This window comes from Pseudactinotalea sp., from assembly GCF_048594945.1.
In the GTDB taxonomy this organism is placed as follows: Bacteria; Actinomycetota; Actinomycetes; order Actinomycetales; family Beutenbergiaceae; genus Pseudactinotalea.
The window spans coordinates 1-17,704 of record NZ_JBMDXJ010000554.1 but is presented as its reverse complement, the minus strand read 5'-3'; the positions used below and the strand labels follow the sequence as shown (position 1 = coordinate 17,704).

The window sequence follows — 17,704 nt, the reverse complement described above, 5'->3', positions numbered from 1 at the left end:
GCTGAGCTGGGCCTGGACCAACCAGCTCGGCAGCTACCGCGAGGCCAGCGGCCGCGACGACATCGTGATGCTGCGCCCGCCCTCGCTCACCGGCACGGCCGAGGAGAACGGGCTGTTCGGCAAGGCGTCGATGTTCTGGTCGATCTCCGCCCGATCCGCCGCCCCGGAGACGGCTGCGGCGCTGGTCGACTTCCTCGTGAACGACGAGGCCGCCAACGCGATCCAGCTGCTCAACCGCGGCGTCCCCTCCAACCCGGAGCTCGTGGCGTCGATGCAGGACAAGCTCACCGAGACCGACACCTACGTGGTGGAGTTCATGACGGCGGTACTCGCGGAGATCAGCACCACCCCGGCCGTGCAGCCCACCGGTACCAGCGGCGCGCAGGACGTGTTCACGCGCAATCTCAGCGAGGTGCGCTTCGGCAACCTCACGCCGGCCGAGGCCGCCGCCGCGACGATCGAGGAGGTCGACGCCGCCGTCGTGGTGGGATGACTCAGAGGTCGCGCTGATACCGGCGGCAGCGATACACGCGCGAGAAGGTCGCGCGTAGCGCGACCTCGTCCTCGAGTCGGGCGTGAGCGAACGCGGTGACCGGTGGCGTCAGCGGGGCGGGTGAGGCGAAGCCGGGCGCGTCCTCGTCCCAGCCCTTGTGCACGTGCAGGTACTCCTCGCGCTTCGTGAAGCCGTGGCGCAGGTACCAGGTGTTGGCGGCGTCATCCTCGCGGGTCCAGGCGTCCAGAGCGCGCACCTCCTGCTCGCGCAACCACGGCGTCGCTGCCTCGAGCAGCGCGCCGGCGATGCCGTGACGCTCGTGGTCAGGGTGGGTGGCGACAGTGTCGATCGTGGCCCGGCGCAGGCCGTTGTCGTCCCACGCCTCGAGGTCGAGGATCCCGACCACCTGGTCCGGCCCGGGCGTGCTGATCTCCGCCGGCTTCGCCCGCACCGCGACCAATGCCAGCGACGGCTCGTCGAGCACGGTACGGCTCGGCTTGACGTCGTCGTAGTACTGGGAGCCGAGGAATGCCAGGACCCGACAGCGCAGCCACGAGGCCTCGTCGCTGTCGCGGTACGGACGGATCGTCCAATCGGTCACACCGTGACGCTACGCGCGGCGTCCACGGGTTATCGCCGACAGCGCCGGAGTGCCTCGTCGATCTCGGCGTCGGTGGTTGCCCAGCTGGTGACGAACCGCACCACGCCAGGCGAGATCACGTAGAACTGCACGCCAGCGGCAGCCCACCGCGCAGACACCTCGTCGGGCACCGCCACGAAGGCCAGGTTCGCCCGCGCCGGCACCACCGGTGCGAACCCCAGCTGAGCCAGTCCAGCGAGCAGCCGCTGCAGCGCCGCGTTGGCACGGCCGGCCGAGGCAAGCCAGTGCCCGTCGCGCAGATACGCCTCGAGCTGGGCCGCCTGGAACCGCCCCTTCGACGCGACGTGACCCGCGCGCTTGAGCCGGTACCTGAGCTCGGCGGCGACGTCAGGGTCGAAAGTGACGATCGCGTCGGCGGTCATCGTCCCGTTCTTGGTGGCGCCGAGACTGAGCACGTCGACCCCGGCCCGCCACGTGAGGTCGGCGGGCGTGCACCCCAGCGCGGCCAGCGCGTTCGCGAAGCGAGCACCGTCCAGGTGCATCCGCACGCCGCGGCTGTGCGCGAGCTCGCCCAGCGAGGCGATCTCCGACGGCGCATATACCTCGCCCATCTCGGTCGCCTGCGTGAGGCTCAGCACTGCGGGCTGCGAGCTGTGCGGATCACCCCACGCGGTGCGCTCGAAGAACGAGGCGAGCACCGCCGTCGTCAATCGAGAGCCCTCACCGCTGAGCCCCAGCACGGCGGCACCACCACTGAACATCGAGGTAGCCATCGCCTCGTTGACGAGGATGTGCGCACCTTCGTGGCACACCACGGCGCCCCACGGCGGGCACAGCGCCGACAGGCCCAGCGCGTTCGCGGCGGTGCCCGAGACGACCGGGAACACGAACGCCTCGCGCTCGAACACCTCGCTCACGCGCCGGCCCAGTCGAGTGGTCACCTCGTCGTCGCCGTAGGAGGCGGCGGTGCCGGTGCTCACGCCCGCGAGCGCCTCCAGCACGTACGGCTCGGCCGCGGCGGTGTTGTCGCTGCGCAGATCGATCGGGCTCACGTGCTCAGCATCCCAGCCGCACCGAATGACTGGCGCCGCCGCGTCAGGGCTCGAGCACCACGGCGTCGAACGCAGGCCGAACCACGTCCCAGTCCATGGTGCTCAGCGCCCAACGCTGCGCCGACCGGGCGGCCGAGCTCGCGGGCGGTGAGGGCGTAGCCGCGAGGATCCGTGCCGCCGCCGCCTGCGGGCTGTCCACCACCCACTCGGGCGGGTAGAGCGAGCCTGGCCCGCCCCAGGACCGCAGCGCGGGCCAGTTCCGCACCACCGGCAGCGCACCGCTGGCGACACCTTCGAGCAGTGCCTCGTGAGTCCCTTCGAAACGGCTGGTCGACAGGATCACACCCACCTGCTGCAGCAGCGCAGGCACGTCGCCGGAGAACCCGGTGACCTCCACGGCGTCGCGGAGCTTGACGATGCGGCGCGTCAGGTCCTCGTGGTACTCGAAACTCTCCTCGAGGCTGTCCGCGGGCTGCTGCTCACCCACGAGCAACAGCCGCCAGCGGTCGTCGGTCACACGGAGCGCGGCGAGCACGTCCAGAGCCCACGCGGGGTCCTTGACCACCTTGTTCCACCCCACCAGCGCAAGAGTGTGCTCGGCGCCCGGGAGCTTCTCCCGCTCGCAGCGCGCCAGCTCGAGCCGGTTCGGCACCACCTGCACCTCGGTACCCGCGCGCGTGATCGCCGGCGCCGTGGCCTCGACCACCGCGCGGATCGCGGGCGCCACGAACACGGCGCGCTCCACGGAGCTCCACGCGGTGAGCAGCGGCATCGGGGTCATCGCCTCGTACCGGTGCACTCGCGTGACAAGCGGCGCCTCGATGCCACGCACCAGCGAGGCCCACACCAACGCCCGGTGCCCCCATTCCACGAAGACGACCTCGGCCCAGGACAGGTCGTCGGCGAGGTGCTCGGGAAGCGGTGGCCGGGTTCCGTCCAGACCGTACCGCAGCCGCGCCTCCACCAGCGATCGCAGCGACAGCTGCGGCCGCAGACCGGCGTCGGCCGCGAGATCGAGCACCCGCACCTCCACGCCCGCCGCCCGGTACTCGGCAGCAAGTGGGTCGATGAAAGACCGGTTGTCGTACCCGAGCACGAGCAGTCGTTCCGTCCGCGCCTCGCGCGTGGGCCGGGCACGCGGGCGCGGGTCATCGAGCAGCACCTGGAACGCCGACGACCGCTCGAAAGGCTCGAAGAATGCCCGGTGGTCGCTGAGCAGCGGCGACGCACCCGGCCCGAAGTGGCGCGCCGGGTGATAGCTCAGGGCGAGCGCATCGGCGAGGCGAGCGGCGCTGGGACCGATCTCTCCGCCGTCGAGGTGACGATCGGCCTCGGTGAGCACGTCCTCGAGGACCTGATCCAGGTCCTCGGGGACACGAGCCGACTCCAGCTCGGCGAGCGCCCGCGCAGCGGCGAGCTCGGCGCGCACCTGGGAGCCGCTCGCCTTCGCCTCGGCCGAGCGCAGCACGGTTGCGGCGTCCTCGTGGTGGCCGCGATCGGCGAACACCCTCGCGACTTGCAGGCTGGAGTCCACGAGCACGTCGGCGCGCGTGGGCACCACCAGATGGGCACGCCACGCGGCGCGGCCCGCCGCGCGCGCCGCACGTAGTCGGAGCACACCGTCCAGTGCACTCCCGACGATGCCCACGGCGCCTCACTCAGCTCGGTCCTGATCGCCGCGTCACCCTGCGCAGCACGGCAAGCCTACGACCGTCATTGCCGACGTAGGAACGCACGAGGCAGCGGCGGCGTGATGGGTTGACGAGTGGCACAATCTGGCAGTGCTCGCGCCCTATCGGAAGGTCCTCGCGCTCCCCGGAGCCGTGGCCTTCTCCAGTGCCGGGGTGCTCGCCCGGCTGCCGATGTCGATGGTGACGATCTCCATCGTGCTGCTGGTGGAGGCGGTGTACTCCTCCTACGCCCTCGCCGGTCAGGTCGCCGCGGTCTACACCGTGGCGCAGGCGATCTGCGCGCCGCAGCTGTCCAAGCTCGTGGACAGCTGCGGGCAGTCCCGCATCATGCGCCCCTCGCTCGTGGTGGCGATGTCCGGGCTGGTCGGGCTCGCGGTCGCTGCGATGCTGCAAGGCCCCGCGTGGGCGCTGTACCCCGCCGCCGCGCTCGCCGGCGCCACGGTCGGCTCGATGGGCGCCCTGGTGCGTGCCCGCTGGAACCAGGTCGTCGACGGCCCCCGTCAGCTCCACACGGCCTACTCGCTGGAGTCGGCCCTCGACGAGCTGGTCTTCGTGGTCGGCCCCGTCCTCGCGACCACGCTCGCGGCCGCGATCAACCCGGTCGCCGGTCTGCTCATCGCGATCGCCGCCGCGGGCGGCGGCGGGTTCTGGTTCCTCGCACAGCGACGCTCCGAGCCGACGGCGTCCGGTCGCCCTGCAGAGGGCGAGCGCGGCTCGGTCATTCGTTCCGCAGGCATGGTGATCATCGCGGTCGTCTTCATCGCGATGGGCTCGATCTTCGGCTCGGTCGACGTGGCCACAGTGGCGTTCGCGAAGGAGCAGGGCGCGCCCGGGCTGGCCGGCGTGGTGCTCGGTGTGTTCGCGTGCGGCTCGCTGATCTCCGGCCTGCTCTACGGTGCGCGCGAGTTCACGATGCTGGCCTGGAAGCGGTTCGTCATCGGGATCCTCGGACTGGCGGCCGGGATCTGCCTGTTCGTCCTGGCCGATTCACTCTGGGTCCTCGCCGCCGCCATGTTCGTGACCGGGTTCGCGATCGCTCCGACCATCATCACCGGTAACGCGCTCGTCCAGCAGCTGGTCCCACCGTCTCGCCTGACGGAAGGACTCACCTGGGTGGGCACCGCGATCGGGGTGGGGTTCGCCGTCGGCAGCTCGGTCGGAGGGCGAGTGATCGACCTGCACGGCGGGCACGCAGGGTACGTCGTGAGCATGGGTGCCGCGGGCCTGGCAGCGCTGGTGGCGCTCTCGACAGCGGCCGTTCTCCGGGGTGTCACCACCCGCCCGCGGATAGGCTGAGGGCGACGTCGCCTAGAGGGGGAACTCGTGTACGGACTGCTGTTGTCGATCCTGTCGCCGATCGCACTGGTGATCATCGGTGTGGTGATGGCGCCCAAGGCGGGTCCCGCCAGGGGTCGGATGTGGCTCGGTCTCGTGCTGATGCTGGTCGGATCGGTCATCGGCCTCATCTGGCAGGCCGCGCTGACGATGCCTCAGTTCTTTCACTCGATGATCGATTCCTTGGGTCACCCCGCGTTCGGAGCGATCAGCGCAGTCATCTCCGTGATCACGTCGGGGTTCTTCATCGCCGGGGTGGCGGTGCTCGCGTCCGCGGTGGTGCTGGGTCGCCACGCCGTGGGGTCGCTCGACCCGAACCGGCCGGGTGCGGCCCCGACCACCTATCAGGGCACCGGGTACCCCACCACCGGGCAGAAGCCGCACGAGCCCGGCTCCAACCCGTACGTCTGACCCGATGGGCGAGCTGGCACGCTGGTGGCGGCAGGCCCCGTTCCTGCCGCGCAATCGAGAGCGCGACGGCGTCCCGAGCCGGGATCAGGGATCTCGTGTCGGTCTCGTGCTCAGTGGAGGCGGTGCTCGCTCCTCGTTCCAGATCGGGGTGCTGCGCTACCTCTACGACGAGGTGGGAATCACGCCGCAGGTGATCGCCGGCACCTCGGCGGGATCGATCCTGGGGAGCGTGCTCGCGCAGTACAGCGACCACGAGGGTCAGCGCGCGAGCCTCGCTCAGCTCGAGCGGATCTGGCTGGGGATGACCTCCAGCAGCGACATGTTCACGGAGTACCCCTGGTTCTCGCGGCTCCGCGCGCACATGCCCACCTGGCGCAAGGTGCTCGCGCTCCGGCAACGGTCGGGTCGTGGCGACGCCGAGGAGCACGGCAGCGGGTGGAACCCCAGCACGGCGTGGGAGGCCCTGGGCACACTGTGGGAAGCGGGCCGATCCAGCGCGGATCTGCAGCTGATCGTGAGCGGACCGGTGCAGGAACGCGCGGCGTTCATGCCGGGCCCGATCGTGGACCGGCTGCTGGAGCCGCACGTGTTCGATGCCGAGCGGCTGGCGGCGTCACCGGTGACGCTGCGCGTCGCCCTGGTGGCGTTGGAGAGCGGCGAGCTGCGCTACGTGACCAACGTGGGCGCTTTCACCGATCGGGAGAACGTCCCGCTGCCGGAGCTCGGTGAGGTGGACGTGGTCGAGGCGATCCGCGCCTCGTGCGCCATCCCCGGTGTGTTCCCGCCGGTGCCGCTCGCGGGTGAGAACTACGTGGACGGCGGGGTCCGCGAGAACCTGCCCGCTCAGGTGGTGCTCGACCATCTGGGGGTGTCGACCTGCTACGCGGTGGTGGCCTCGCCGTCGGGGACGGGAACGCTGGAGTCGTTCGAGACGGCCGACATCTTCTCGATCATCATGCGCAGCGCCAGCGGCATCATGTCCGACGAGCTGCAGCGTGACGAGATCGCCTTCGCCCGGGATCGCGGCGTCACGGTGATCGCGCCGACCGTGGACGTGCACGACCTCGTGACGATCGATCCCGGACTGATCACGATCGCCGTCGACTACGGCTACCTGCGTGCGCGTGACGTCGTGACCGGGGCCGACCCGCAACGGCAGGAGCTCACCGACGAGATCATCCGCACCCGCCGGCGCGCCTGGGAGGCCGAGGAGGCCGCCTTCGCCCAGGGCGTCGCCTCCGAGACCGAGGTCGTCGAGGCGAAGAGCGAGTTGCGCGACCTCCTGGCACGTGTCCCTGCGGGCGAGCTGCCCGCTGGAGCCGAGTCCTGGTGGCAGGGCTGGGAGCAGCACACCTTCGAGATCGAGCAGCAGCTCACGCTTCCGTGACCGGCCGCAAGCCACGGGACCGTGGTCGGCGTCAGGTCGGTGCGGGCGGTCGGTGCGGTGTCCATGTCCTCACCCTCGCGAAGCGGGTACCTCTGCCACCTCCCCGGGCCGGCGGAATCGCCCGCCGTCACGCGACGGATGGCACGATGGCGGAAGCGGAGCAGAGGAGGAGACCGTGAGCCAACCAGGAAGTACGCCCTACGGCACCCACGATGCGCCTGTGCCGCCAGAGGATGCGCCGACCAGCCCTTACCTCAGCGCGAACCGCACCCCGCAGTACGGCTCCCCGAACGCCGAGTACCGCGGCCTGGTTCCGCAGGACTCCTACAACCCGTGGGCGATCGCTGCGCTCGTGCTCGGCCTGTGCGCGACGGCGATCTTCGCCGTCATCGCCGGTCACCTCGCCCTGTCGCAGATCAAGCGCACCGGTGAGCGCGGCACCGGGCTCGCCATCGCGGGCCTGATTCTCGGGTACCTCGAGATCCTGTTCTACCTGGGTCTGATCGTCGCGTCGTTCGGGTTCCTCTTCTGGGCCGGGTCGCAGACGTAGGGGTTCGCCCTCCACCCCCACCGGTGAGTGTGGTCCCACGTCTTCCCCGGTGCGGGGGGGGTGGGGCCAACCCCCGGCGCGCCCGGGGGCCCCCCCCCCCCCCCCCGCCCCGGCCACGACGTGGCACCGGGCTCACCGCCGGGTGGGAGGTGAGGCGCGCCGGCGCCTTCGCCCTGTGACGGGTCAGGCTCGATCGAGCCCGATCAACCGGCGGAACGCGTCCGCACCGCTCACCTCGATCGGCTCGCCGCGCACGAACGCCTCGGGCGTCAGCGTGAACGCGATGTGGTCGGCCACCTCGCCGCGCCGCTTCTTCCGGCTGACGCCGTTGTCCACGTACCCCACCTTGTGACTGACCGCCACCGACGCCGGGTTGTCGACGAAGGCTCCCGAGGTCACCTCGGCCGCGTCGAGGTGGTCGAAGACGAACGCGCACATCGCCTGCCGCATCCGGGTGCCGATGCCGGCGCCCTGGTGCTCGACCCCGAGCCACGAACCGGTCTCCCCAGTGCGGGTGACGAGGTAGTCGGTGGTGCTGAATCCCTGCGTCCCCACCAGTTCGCCGTCTACCCAGACACCGAGGTCGAGCGTCCACGCCGCCTGCGAGAAGCGCGCCCGCACGCCCCAGTGGTACTGCGCCATCCCGAGCGGGATCTCCTCGACCGGGGCGTCGGTCCACGGGTGGTAGAACGGCATCCGGTCCGCCGGATGCACGCCACGTCGGGCCAGCGCGCCGAGCGCCGCAAGGTCGTCATCGGTCAGGCCCCGCAGCTCGAGTGAGCCTGATCGGATCGAGAGGCCGAGGACCGGGTACACGTCGCTGATCGCGCTCATCGCGGGATCCTGGCAGCCGCGGCGGCAGGCGCGCAAACCGTTTCGGCTCGGTAGCGTGCGGTGCGTGTTCCACTCCCCGCAGGTCGTGCTGCTGTGCTCGGATCTGCCCGCCACCGCGCGCTTCTACACCGGCGTCGGCTTCCGCGAGGCCTTCCGCACGCCTGCAGCGCCCGCCGCCCCCATCCATGTCGATCTCGAGCTCGACGGCTACCGGCTCGGGCTCGCCACCGCCTCCTCGACCCGTGAGCACCATGGACTGGACCCGATCGACCAGGGCCAGCGGGCCGCCGTCGTCCTCTGGACCGACGATGTGCGGGCGGCCCACCGTCGATTGGTCGACGGCGGAGCACCCGATCTCGGGGCTCCTCACGTCTGGTTGGGGCGACTTCTCATCGCGTGGGTCGCTGATCCTGACGGTCACGCGGTGCAGGTGGTGCAGCCGCTGGGCACGCTGCGACATATCGCGCTCGCCTCGGACTGGGAGCGGGCGCAGGTCACCGGTTCGTACGACGTGTCGACGCTCGGTCGTTCGCTCGCGCAGGAGGGCTTCGTCCACGCCTCGTTCCCGGACCAGGTCGAGGGCGTGGCTCGCCGGTTCTACGCCGATGTCACCGCACCGTTGGTGGTGCTGGAGATCGACCCGGAGATGCTCGAGGTCGACGTGCTCGTGGAGCCCGGGGATCCGCGCGATCCCGCGAGCGAACGATTCCCGCACGTGTACGGGCCGATCCCGGTGGGGGCCGTGACGGGCGTGGTTCCGCTACCGGAGGGGTCGACGCAGCACCAACCACAGGGCGGCGAGCACCAGGGCTCCTAGCCCGAGTCCGAGCCACAACGGCGCCCAGGATCCGGCGGCGCCCGTGCGGGTGGCATCGTCGTCATCGGCACCGGTGGGCGGTTCGGTCGTGGCGGGCGGCTGCTCGGTGCCGACGTAGTCGTCCGGGATCGGGGTCGCCTGCGACATCGTGCAGACGTTGGTGATCAGGTCGCCTTCGTACTCGTGCAACACGAACACGCGCTCGGAGTCGTCGACGTCGAACAGCAGTCCGCAGGCGGCACCGTCGGCGTGCGCGTGGAACGTCAGCGCGCTGCGCGTGGTGCCCTTGTAGACGGCTGACACCGACAGCTCGTAGGTCAGCTCCTCGAAGCCGTCGGGGTCACCCTGCCGGTCGGTCACGGTGCCGACCACCACCACATCGGCGTGCTCCCAGACCTCGTCGGAGGTCAGCTCGTGGCACGAACAGGCATGCGCGGGCGCCGTGGTCGCCACCAGCGGGACCGGCGCCAGCACGAGCGCCAGCAGCACCAGGACCAGGATCCGGACGCGGCTCATGCCGTGATCGTGTCTCGGAGTGCTCGGTGCTTGCGCGAGCGGCGCCGCGGGCCGCGGACCGGCGCGACCACGAGAGCGCCGACGCCGATCGCAGGCGAAGGCGGGCCGCTACGAGGCAGCACCAGCGGGAAGGCAGCCGAGCGCCAGACACGGACCGGTGATCTCACGCCGCTGTGATGACCACACACGTGCCTGCCCCCTCGCTCGGCGAGCACTCGGCCCGCACCATCGGATCGTGGCACACCGCGCGTCGCGCGTGAAGCACGAACAGGTCACGATCCGACGAGAAGCGCCGCTGCAGCCGAGATCGGTTGCAGCGGCGCTGTCGCTGGAATCAGCGGGGCTGGAAGGTGAGGCAGTCGGCGAGGTCGCTGCCGGCGCCGATGCGCACCGCAGTGGCGGTGCAGGTGAGGTTCTCGTTGTGCACGCAGTTGGCACGCTGGCACGCGCCGACGCTGGCGAGCACCGTGTCGAGTCCGCCCTTGACGTTGAGCGGGATGAACGTGGCGCACTGGGCGTCGCCGCCCACGCCCGCGATCGTCACGGCGCCTGCGTGACAGCTCGAGTGGTCGTTGTAGGAGCAGCCGGACACGGTGCATTCAGACACCTGGGGCAGCTCAGCGAGGGTAGCCATGATGATCCTCCAGTCCGGGTGAACAATTCCCGCTCAGAATAGATTCTCGCGGCGGGAAAAGATAGCAAGGAGAGGCTTACCTGAAGTGGCCGAATATGCGAATAGCGACATTTCCAAATGGTCACTCTCATTCAATTACTGCCGCGTTTCGCAATCTGCAGCCCCGCCCGCCCGGCCGCCCGGGGCAGTTCTGCCGCTTGCCGTCGCGGCCCAGGACCGCCATTCTTCCTCCGTTGAGCACCCCCGACCAGCTGCGGACGTACATGACTACCACGACCACCCGCCCGACCCCTGAGCACGAAGACGTCGCCGAACCCGACAAGCCGCAGCGCTGGTACAGCCGCGACCGAGTAGGCAGCTGGATCGAGTCGTCCCCGATCCAGAACATCGTCATCGTGATCATCATCATCAACGCGGCGACCCTCGGCTTCGAGACCTCGGACGCCGTCATGGCCAGGCACGCCGATCTGCTGCACGCGATCGACCACGCGTGCCTGGCGATCTTCGTGGCCGAGCTCCTCATCAAGCTCTACGCCTGCCGGCTGAAGTTCTTCAAGACGAGCTGGAACGTGTTCGACCTGCTGGTGGTCGGCATCGCGCTGATCCCTGGATCGGGCGCGTTCGGCGTACTGCGGTCGCTGCGTGTCCTCCGCGTGCTGCGCCTGATCTCGATGGTGCCGCAACTGCGCCGGGTGGTCGAGGCACTGGTCAAGGCCGTGCCGGGAATCCTCTCGATCGGCGCGCTGCTCGTGCTGCTGTTCTACGTCAGCGGCGTGATGGCCACGATGCTCTTCAAGGACTCGTTCCCGGAGGAGTTCGGAAGCCTCTCCGCGTCGTTGTTCACCCTGTTTCAGGTGATGACGCTCGACAACTGGAGCGTGCTCACCCGCGCGATGATCGAGGTGCACCCCTGGGCGCCGTTCTTCTTCGTGCCGTACATCCTGTTGAGCGCGTTCACCGTGCTCAACCTCTTCATCGCGGTGATCGTCGACGCGATGCAGCACATGCGCGACGACGCGGCGGAGCCTGCGGAGCCCCACGAGGCGATTGAGACCACGGAGACAGCCACCGGCGAACCCGACACTCCGCCGTCGAGCACTCACGAGGAGATCGTGGCGCTGCGGAAGCAGATCGCCGATCTGACCGAACTGGTTCGAGCGCGCCCCTGAGCGCGCGTGGCACCATCGAGGGATGGTGCTGCCGCAACGCCTCGCTCAACTCAACAAGCGCGTGACGAACCGCGTACTGCGCCACCTGGTGGGCCTCGGCCCGTTCGCGGAGCTGGAGCACGTGGGTCGCCGGTCGGGGCGGACATTCCACACCACGCTGCTGGCGTTCCGGCGCGGCGACGTGGTCACGCTCGCTCTGACCTACGGTCCCGGCGTCGACTGGCTCAAGAATCTCCGAGCTGCCGGCGGTGGCCGGATGCGTCTCGGCCGCGCCCTCCTCGAACTCGGCCCTCCCGCTGAGATCTCGACGGCGGAGGGCCTCTCGCGTATGCCCGCGCCGGTCCAGCTCGTTCTCCCCCGGGCAGGGGTGGCGGACTTCGTGGAACTCCCGGTGCGGAGCGCGCGCCCCCGCCGCACGCACTGACTCCCACGGCGAGCTCGCCGCTCGGCAACGAGCTCGGACTTGACACGTGTCTGGCTTGTGTGCCACCGTTGTGCCAGCTCGACCTGACACGTGTCTGATCGGAGCACACGAGCCAGGACAGGTGGCGGGACCACCCGCCGAACCCACAACGCTGTGAGGAGTACCGAATGGATCTCAGCCGCCGAGCTGTGCTCGGGCTCGCGGGACTGGGGGTGGTGGGGACCGCGCTCTCGGGCCCACGCCTGGTCGCCGCGGACATCCCGGGGCGAGGTGACGACGTACTCACTGTCGCGATCCTCGGCAACGCCCAGGACGCCGCTGCGCGCGCCGACCTGGTCAGGGCGTTCAACGAGCTGCACCCAGACATCGGCGTGCGGATCATGCCGATCCAAGGGCAGGACTGGAGCAACTTCTTCGCGAAGATCCTCACGCTGGTAGCGGCAGGCACCCCGCCGGACGACGTGGTCGTCGCGCCGGAAGGCGCGCAGCTGTTCGCTGACCGGCTCGCCCACCCGCTCGACGAGTTCATCCAGCGCGACGCCGCCGAGCTGAAGGACTACTTCGACGACGTCAACCCCTCGCTGATCGAGTCCTTCATGTACGAGGGCAGCCTGTACCAGCTCCCGATCGACTTCAACGCGGCGAACGTCTACTACAACACGAGCGCGCTGGAGACCGCTGGCCTCGAACGCCCAGCAGACGACTGGAACCAGGACGACTTCCTGCGCTACGCCCGCGAGATGGGCCGCGCGAACACGGGCTCGTTCCTCCCGTTCTTCTGGACCAATCGGCTCTGGGGCGGGGTGGTGCCGTGGCTGTACATCAACGACACCAGCTTCCTCGCCGAGACCACCGCACCCGGCGGCGAGTGGCTCTGGGACTCCTTCTACCCCGGCGAGACCGGCCGCTCCGGCGGGTACCGCTGGCTGGAGCCGAACGCGGACGACGAGCGCGTCTTCGAGAGCTTCGACTACCTGCGAACGATCGTGGCCGAAGGCCTCGGGTCCAGTCCGGCGCAGGGTGGTGGCGGTGAGCTCGTCGCACGCTTCGCGCAGGGTCAGATCGGCATGACGCCCGCCGGGGGATTCTGGGTCCAGGGCCTCTCCGAGGGCGGCATGACCCCCGCGGACTATGACGTCTCGTACTTCCCGCAGTGGAACGGACAGCGGCACCAGTTCGGCGCCGCCGGATACGCGATGATGTCGACCTCGCAGCGCAAGGACGAGGCGTGGGAGTGGATCAAGTTCTGCACCACGCGCGAGGGGATGCAACTGGCGTTCCCCACGCCGAACACCACGCCGGTGCGACGCTCGATGTGCACCGAGGCCTTCTACTCCGAGAAGGGACCGTCCCACTGGCGGGTCTTCTACGACACCCTCGACACCTTGCCGGCAGGCCCGATCCCGGCGCCGCCTCAGCAGGCCGCCGTCGAGACGGCCTTGATCAAGAACGTGGTCGGCGCCGTCACGGCACGATCCGACGCCGGCGTCCGCTCGGCTCTCGGCACCCTCCAACGCGACCTCGCCCTGGCTCTGAGGAGGACAACATGAGCACCCCACGGAGTTCCTCTCCTCCGCTCCGCTCCCCCGAACAACTCCGCGGGGACCCCGCATGAGCACCGCCGTCGTCCCCACGGCTGCCGCCGACGCACCGAAGGCGGCGCCGACCGCTGTTCCGCGGGCAGACCGCCGAGCCACGCGCTGGCTCACCTGGCTGTTCCTGGCGCCGACCTTGCTCGGCCTCGGCCTGTTCACGATGGTCCCGATCCTCGGCTCGATCGTGCTGGCGTTCTTCCGCTGGGACATCATCAGCAACCCCGAGTTCGTGGGGCTCTCGAACTTCGCCGAGCTGGCGACCGACCCGACGGTTCGGGTGTCGTTCCTCAACACCTTCGGCTTCGTGATCATCGCGGTCACGTTGCAACTCGCGGTGGCGCTGTTCCTGGCCGTGCTGGTGCAGTCGCGAATGCCGGGTTGGATGCGGACGTTCTTCCGGTCGGCGTTCTTCTTCCCACTGATCCTGTCCGCGGCTTCGGTCTCGCTGGTGATGGCGTACCTGTTCAACGCCGAGTTCGGGCTCGTCAATGCCGTGCTCTCGGCCATCAACCTGCCGGAGGTCGGTTGGCTGACCACGAGCGGCGGCGCGATCACCGTGGTGATCCTCGTCTACGTGTGGCAGAACTTCGGATTCACGTTCCTCCTGTTCGTGGGCGGCCTCGCCTCGATCCCCCGCGACGTCTACGAGGCGTCCTCGATCGACGGCGCCACCGGCCTCAAGCAGTTCCGGGCGATCACGCTGCCGCTGCTGTCACCGACCACGCTCGTGGCCTCGGTGATGGCGATCATCTCGGCTCTTCAGATCTTCGACCAGCCGTACGTGCTCACCCGCGGCGGCCCCGGCGACGCGACCCGCACCGCCGTCATGGTGATCTTCGAGTCCGCCTTCCAGCAGCTCGAGTTCGGCCGTGCCTCGGCCATCGGCATCGTGCTCACGCTCATCATCATCGGCGTGACCGCGTTGCAGTTCCGCCTGTCCCGCCGCTTCGTCTTCTACAGCTGAGTCAGGAATCCGACATGGCAACCGCGACCCTCCCCTCGGCCCCCGTGCGGCCGTCGCAGAACCGCGCACGCGGCTCCCTCGGCCGCATCGGCAAGATCGTCGTGATGGCAGTCGCCGCCTTCCTCACGCTCGGACCGGTGGTCTGGACGCTGGTCACAGCGCTCACACCGCTCGACGCCGGAACCGGCTCGCGCTCGTTCGGCCTCGGCGCCTTCGCCGACGTGTTCACCCAGGTGGACATGTGGCTGCTGGTGTGGAACAGCGCCCTCGTCACGGGCCTGTGCGCCGCCGGCCAGATGATCACGGCGGCCATGGCCGGGTACGTGTTCGCGAAGATGGAGTTCCGTGGCAAGGGCCTGCTGTTCGGGCTCGTGCTCGCCACGATGATGGTCCCGATGCAGGTGACGATCGTTCCGGTATTCCTGCTCATCCGTGGCATGGGCCTGGCCGACACCCTGCTCGCCCTCATCATTCCGGCCATCCCGACGGCGTTCGGCACCTTCCTCATGCGCCAGTACTTCCTGGGCCTGCCGCACGAGTTGGGTGAAGCCGCCTCGCTCGACGGCGCCGGCCCGTTCCGCACCTTCTTCTCGATCTTCGCGCCGCTCGCCGCACCTGGTCTGGCCATCGTGGGGATCCTCGCCTTCAACTACCACTGGAACGAGTTCTTCCGGCCGTTGATCATGCTGATCAGCGAGGAGAACTTCACACTGCCGCTCGGCCTGGTGACCCTTCAGGGCAACCTCGGCACGGGTAGCGTCGCAACGGTGCTCGCGGGCGTGGTGCTCTCGATGATCCCGGCGCTGGTGGTGTTCATCCTCGGCAACAAGCCGCTGCGTGAAGGCCTGACCGCAGGCAGCAACAAGTGAATGGAGCACACGTGAACGACCCTGCCCTTCCCACCTTGCACGGGCGGCCGCCCACGGGCTGGATCAACGACCCCAACGGCTGCTCGCGGGTGGACGGGACCTGGCACGTCTTCTACCAGCACAATCCGCACGGCCCCACGCACGCCGACATCCACTGGGGTCACATGTCCTCCCCGGATCTGATTCGCTGGCGCACCGAGCCGATCGCTCTCGCACCCCGCCCGGGCGGCCCTGATGCACGTGGCTGCTGGTCGGGCTGTCTGGTGGACGACGACGGCGTCCCCACCGCGGTCTTCACCGGCATCTCGGGCGATGATCGCCCGAGCACCGTGCTGGCGCGCAGCGACCGTGAAGCGCGTGTGTTCACCCGCGAGGAACCACCGGTCGCCGGCCTGCCACGGGACCCCGCACTCACGGACCTGCGCGACCCGTTCGTGTTCCACGTCGGCGGGCGCCGGTGGGCGGTGCAGGGTGCCGGCGCGCCCGGCGGCCGAGGTGAGGTGCTGTTGTACGCCTGTGACGACCTCACCGACTGGCAGGAGATCGGCACGCTGCTGGCCTCGGACCACCCGGTGGTCGTCGACGTCGCCGCAGCCGACATCTGGGAGTGCCCCAACCTGGTGCAGATCGGCGAGGACTGGGTACTGATCATCAGCCTCTGGAAGCTCGTGGACGGAACCCACAGCCTTCACGGGGTCGCCTGGGTTGTCGGTGACCTGAGCGCCTCGGGGGATGCCCCGCCGTCGTTCATCCCCCGCGCAGCGGGGCGACTCGACGAGGGTGACGCGTACTACGCACCCCAGGCCCTCGCCGTCGATGACCGGGTCCTGCTGTGGGGTTGGTCGTGGGAGACCGACCACGGCAGCGCGCGGCTGGCCGCCGCGCCGTGGCAGGGGGTGCTGACCTACCCGCGCGAGCTCGACGTGGTCGACGACCGTGTGGTGGCGCGGCCGGCCACCGAGCTGGTGGGGCTGCGGACCGGCGCAGCAGACCTCGAGTCGCTGCCTGCGGCGTTCGAGGTGGTGGCCGGTGGGGCGCGGGTCGGCCTCACCCTCGACGGTGTCGCGTGCTGGCCCGAGGGACGTGACGTGAGCCGGGTGTTCGTGGACGGCAGCCTCGTGGAGGTGTTCTTCGGCGACGGCGGCACACTCACCACACGTGCCTACCCAGGCCCGGAATCGCGATGGCAGGTCACCGGCGACCTGGTCGGTGTGCAGGTCCACGCGTTGGGGCTGTAGAACTGCTCTCATGAGCCGCAAGCCCACTGCCAAGGACGTGGCCGCGCGAGCCGGCGTGGCCCGCAGCGCCGTGTCGATGGTGGTGAACGGGCGCGACGCCGGAATGGTCGCGCCGGAACGGCGACAGCGGATCCTCGACGCCGCCGCCGAGCTCGGCTACCGGCCGCACAGCGTGGGCCGCAGCCTGCGCAACCAGCGGACGCAGACGATCGGGCTGGTCACCGACCAGATCGCCTCGTCGGCATTTGGCGGGCAGCTGATCCGCGGGGCGACCGACGTGGCGATGGCGGCGGGCTACCTGCTGATCACGGTGGACACACACGGCGACGCGGACCGCGAGGGTCCGGCGTACGAGGCGCTGTTGCACCGTGAGGTCGATGCGCTGATGTTCGCGGCGCTGTCGTTGCGGGAGTACCGGCCGCCGGCCGAGCTGCGTGGGCGGCCGGCGCTGCTCGCGAACTGCTTCGACCCGGATGGCTCGATCCCGGGCGTGATCGCCGACGAGGTCGAGGGCGGTCGCCGCGCCGCCCAGCTGCTGCTCGACGCGGGGCACCGGCATGTGGTCGCGCTGGCCGGCTTGGACAGCTTCGTGGCGGTGCCGCGGAGGCAGGCCGGGATCGCGCTGGCGTTCGAGACCGCCGGGCTGACCGCCCCCGAGGTGGTCCCGACCGGCTGGGACATCGGCGACGGGGTCGAGGCGGCCACCGCGGTGCTCTCGCGCGCGGAGCGTCCGACTGCGCTGCTGTGCGCGAACGACCGGGTGGCGGCCGGCGTCTACCTCGCGGCCGCACGTGTGGGGCTCTCCGTTCCGGAGGATGTCTCGGTCGTGGGCTACGACGACGACGAGAACATCGCCCGCCATCTCAGACCCGCGCTCACCACGGTCGCCCTCCCCCACGAGGAGATCGGCACCGCCGCCATGGACGCGCTGATCACCCACCTCGAGGGCGACACTCCGCTGCCCGGCTCGGACATCCTGCTCGGCTGCGACCCGGTCCTCCGCGACTCGATCGCGCCGCCCCATCCCTGAACTCACGAGAGCGGTGCGCCAGGTCCCACCCCAGCCCGACGGCGGTGAGTCCAGTCCCACCGCCCCGTCTCACCTGGGACCTCACCCACCGCCA

The 17,704-nt window shown here is 69.9% G+C and carries 18 protein-coding genes and 1 pseudogene; 13 read left to right on the top strand and 6 right to left on the bottom strand.

Features of this window, described 5'->3' with window-relative positions; all coding sequences use genetic code 11:
- Window positions 1-493 (top strand): annotated as a pseudogene (locus ACOJSN_RS25135) (ABC transporter substrate-binding protein); the annotation flags it as partial.
- A 1-nt stretch (window position 494) separates the two neighbouring features.
- Here ACOJSN_RS25135 and ACOJSN_RS25130 read toward each other — a convergent pair.
- Genes ACOJSN_RS25130 through ACOJSN_RS25120 form a run of 3 tightly spaced genes read right to left on the bottom strand, consistent with a single transcriptional unit; the run spans window position 495 to window position 3,794 of the window.
- On the bottom strand, window positions 495-1,094 hold the full coding sequence (locus ACOJSN_RS25130; protein ID WP_420115219.1) for a GNAT family N-acetyltransferase: 600 nt from the start codon (window positions 1,092-1,094) through the stop codon (window positions 495-497).
- Window positions 1,095-1,123: 29 nt separating this feature from the next.
- Window positions 1,124-2,146 (bottom strand): threonine aldolase family protein, encoded by a 1,023-nt coding sequence (locus ACOJSN_RS25125; RefSeq protein WP_420115218.1) that lies wholly within the window; start codon window positions 2,144-2,146, stop codon window positions 1,124-1,126.
- 43 nt (window positions 2,147-2,189) lie between these two features.
- A complete protein-coding gene (locus ACOJSN_RS25120) occupies window positions 2,190-3,794 on the bottom strand; it encodes a glycosyltransferase (RefSeq protein ID WP_420115217.1) in 1,605 nt (534 codons plus the stop codon).
- Between the two features lie 133 nt (window positions 3,795-3,927).
- Here ACOJSN_RS25120 and ACOJSN_RS25115 point away from each other — a divergent pair, with 133 nt between their 5' ends.
- The 4 genes from ACOJSN_RS25115 to ACOJSN_RS25100 all read left to right on the top strand — a co-directional run bounded on the left by ACOJSN_RS25115 (window position 3,928) and on the right by ACOJSN_RS25100 (window position 7,520).
- Window positions 3,928-5,133: an MFS transporter gene (locus ACOJSN_RS25115; protein ID WP_420115216.1), complete on the top strand. Its 1,206-nt coding sequence runs from the start codon at window positions 3,928-3,930 to the stop codon at window positions 5,131-5,133.
- 27 nt (window positions 5,134-5,160) lie between these two features.
- Window positions 5,161-5,583: a hypothetical protein gene (locus ACOJSN_RS25110; protein ID WP_420115215.1), complete on the top strand. Its 423-nt coding sequence runs from the start codon at window positions 5,161-5,163 to the stop codon at window positions 5,581-5,583.
- A 4-nt stretch (window positions 5,584-5,587) separates the two neighbouring features.
- Complete coding sequence (locus tag ACOJSN_RS25105; RefSeq protein ID WP_420115214.1) at window positions 5,588-6,970, top strand: patatin-like phospholipase family protein; 1,383 nt, start codon at window positions 5,588-5,590, stop codon at window positions 6,968-6,970.
- 175 nt (window positions 6,971-7,145) lie between these two features.
- Window positions 7,146-7,520: a DUF4190 domain-containing protein gene (locus tag ACOJSN_RS25100; RefSeq protein ID WP_420115213.1), complete on the top strand. Its 375-nt coding sequence runs from the start codon at window positions 7,146-7,148 to the stop codon at window positions 7,518-7,520.
- 183 nt (window positions 7,521-7,703) lie between these two features.
- Here ACOJSN_RS25100 and ACOJSN_RS25095 read toward each other — a convergent pair whose 3' ends face one another.
- Complete coding sequence (locus tag ACOJSN_RS25095) at window positions 7,704-8,354, bottom strand: GNAT family N-acetyltransferase (RefSeq protein ID WP_420115212.1); 651 nt, start codon at window positions 8,352-8,354, stop codon at window positions 7,704-7,706.
- Window positions 8,355-8,418: 64 nt separating this feature from the next.
- Between ACOJSN_RS25095 and ACOJSN_RS25090 the strand changes: the two genes are divergently transcribed.
- Window positions 8,419-9,171, top strand: coding sequence for a DUF952 domain-containing protein (locus tag ACOJSN_RS25090; protein ID WP_420115211.1), 753 nt, complete (start codon window positions 8,419-8,421; stop codon window positions 9,169-9,171).
- Here the strand turns inward: ACOJSN_RS25090 and ACOJSN_RS25085 are convergent.
- Both ACOJSN_RS25085 and ACOJSN_RS25080 read right to left on the bottom strand, forming a co-directional pair.
- Window positions 9,115-9,687 carry a hypothetical protein gene (locus tag ACOJSN_RS25085; RefSeq protein ID WP_420115210.1) on the bottom strand — a complete coding sequence of 191 codons (573 nt, stop codon included), beginning with the start codon at window positions 9,685-9,687 and terminating at the stop codon, window positions 9,115-9,117. The two genes, ACOJSN_RS25090 and ACOJSN_RS25085, sit on opposite strands and share 57 nt — an antisense overlap.
- A 334-nt stretch (window positions 9,688-10,021) precedes the next feature.
- On the bottom strand, window positions 10,022-10,321 hold the full coding sequence (locus ACOJSN_RS25080; RefSeq protein ID WP_420115209.1) for a DUF1540 domain-containing protein: 300 nt from the start codon (window positions 10,319-10,321) through the stop codon (window positions 10,022-10,024).
- 263 nt (window positions 10,322-10,584) lie between these two features.
- Here ACOJSN_RS25080 and ACOJSN_RS25075 point away from each other — a divergent pair, with 263 nt between their 5' ends.
- The 7 genes from ACOJSN_RS25075 (at window position 10,585) to ACOJSN_RS25045 (ending at window position 17,610) form a co-directional block, all read left to right on the top strand.
- Window positions 10,585-11,490, top strand: coding sequence for an ion transporter (locus ACOJSN_RS25075; protein ID WP_420115208.1), 906 nt, complete (start codon window positions 10,585-10,587; stop codon window positions 11,488-11,490).
- 22 nt (window positions 11,491-11,512) lie between these two features.
- A complete protein-coding gene (locus tag ACOJSN_RS25070; protein WP_420115207.1) occupies window positions 11,513-11,914 on the top strand; it encodes a nitroreductase family deazaflavin-dependent oxidoreductase in 402 nt (133 codons plus the stop codon).
- Window positions 11,915-12,081: 167 nt separating this feature from the next.
- A complete protein-coding gene (locus ACOJSN_RS25065; protein ID WP_420115206.1) occupies window positions 12,082-13,464 on the top strand; it encodes an extracellular solute-binding protein in 1,383 nt (460 codons plus the stop codon).
- A 61-nt stretch (window positions 13,465-13,525) separates the two neighbouring features.
- Window positions 13,526-14,473, top strand: coding sequence for a carbohydrate ABC transporter permease (locus tag ACOJSN_RS25060; RefSeq protein WP_420115205.1), 948 nt, complete (start codon window positions 13,526-13,528; stop codon window positions 14,471-14,473).
- 14 nt (window positions 14,474-14,487) lie between these two features.
- Complete coding sequence (locus ACOJSN_RS25055; protein WP_420115204.1) at window positions 14,488-15,342, top strand: carbohydrate ABC transporter permease; 855 nt, start codon at window positions 14,488-14,490, stop codon at window positions 15,340-15,342.
- Between the two features lie 11 nt (window positions 15,343-15,353).
- A complete protein-coding gene (locus ACOJSN_RS25050; RefSeq protein WP_420115203.1) occupies window positions 15,354-16,580 on the top strand; it encodes a glycoside hydrolase family 32 protein in 1,227 nt (408 codons plus the stop codon).
- Window positions 16,581-16,590: 10 nt separating this feature from the next.
- Entirely contained in the window at window positions 16,591-17,610 is a 1,020-nt protein-coding gene (locus ACOJSN_RS25045) for a LacI family DNA-binding transcriptional regulator (RefSeq protein WP_420115202.1), read from the top strand.
- The last annotated feature ends 94 nt before the right edge of the window (window positions 17,611-17,704 follow it).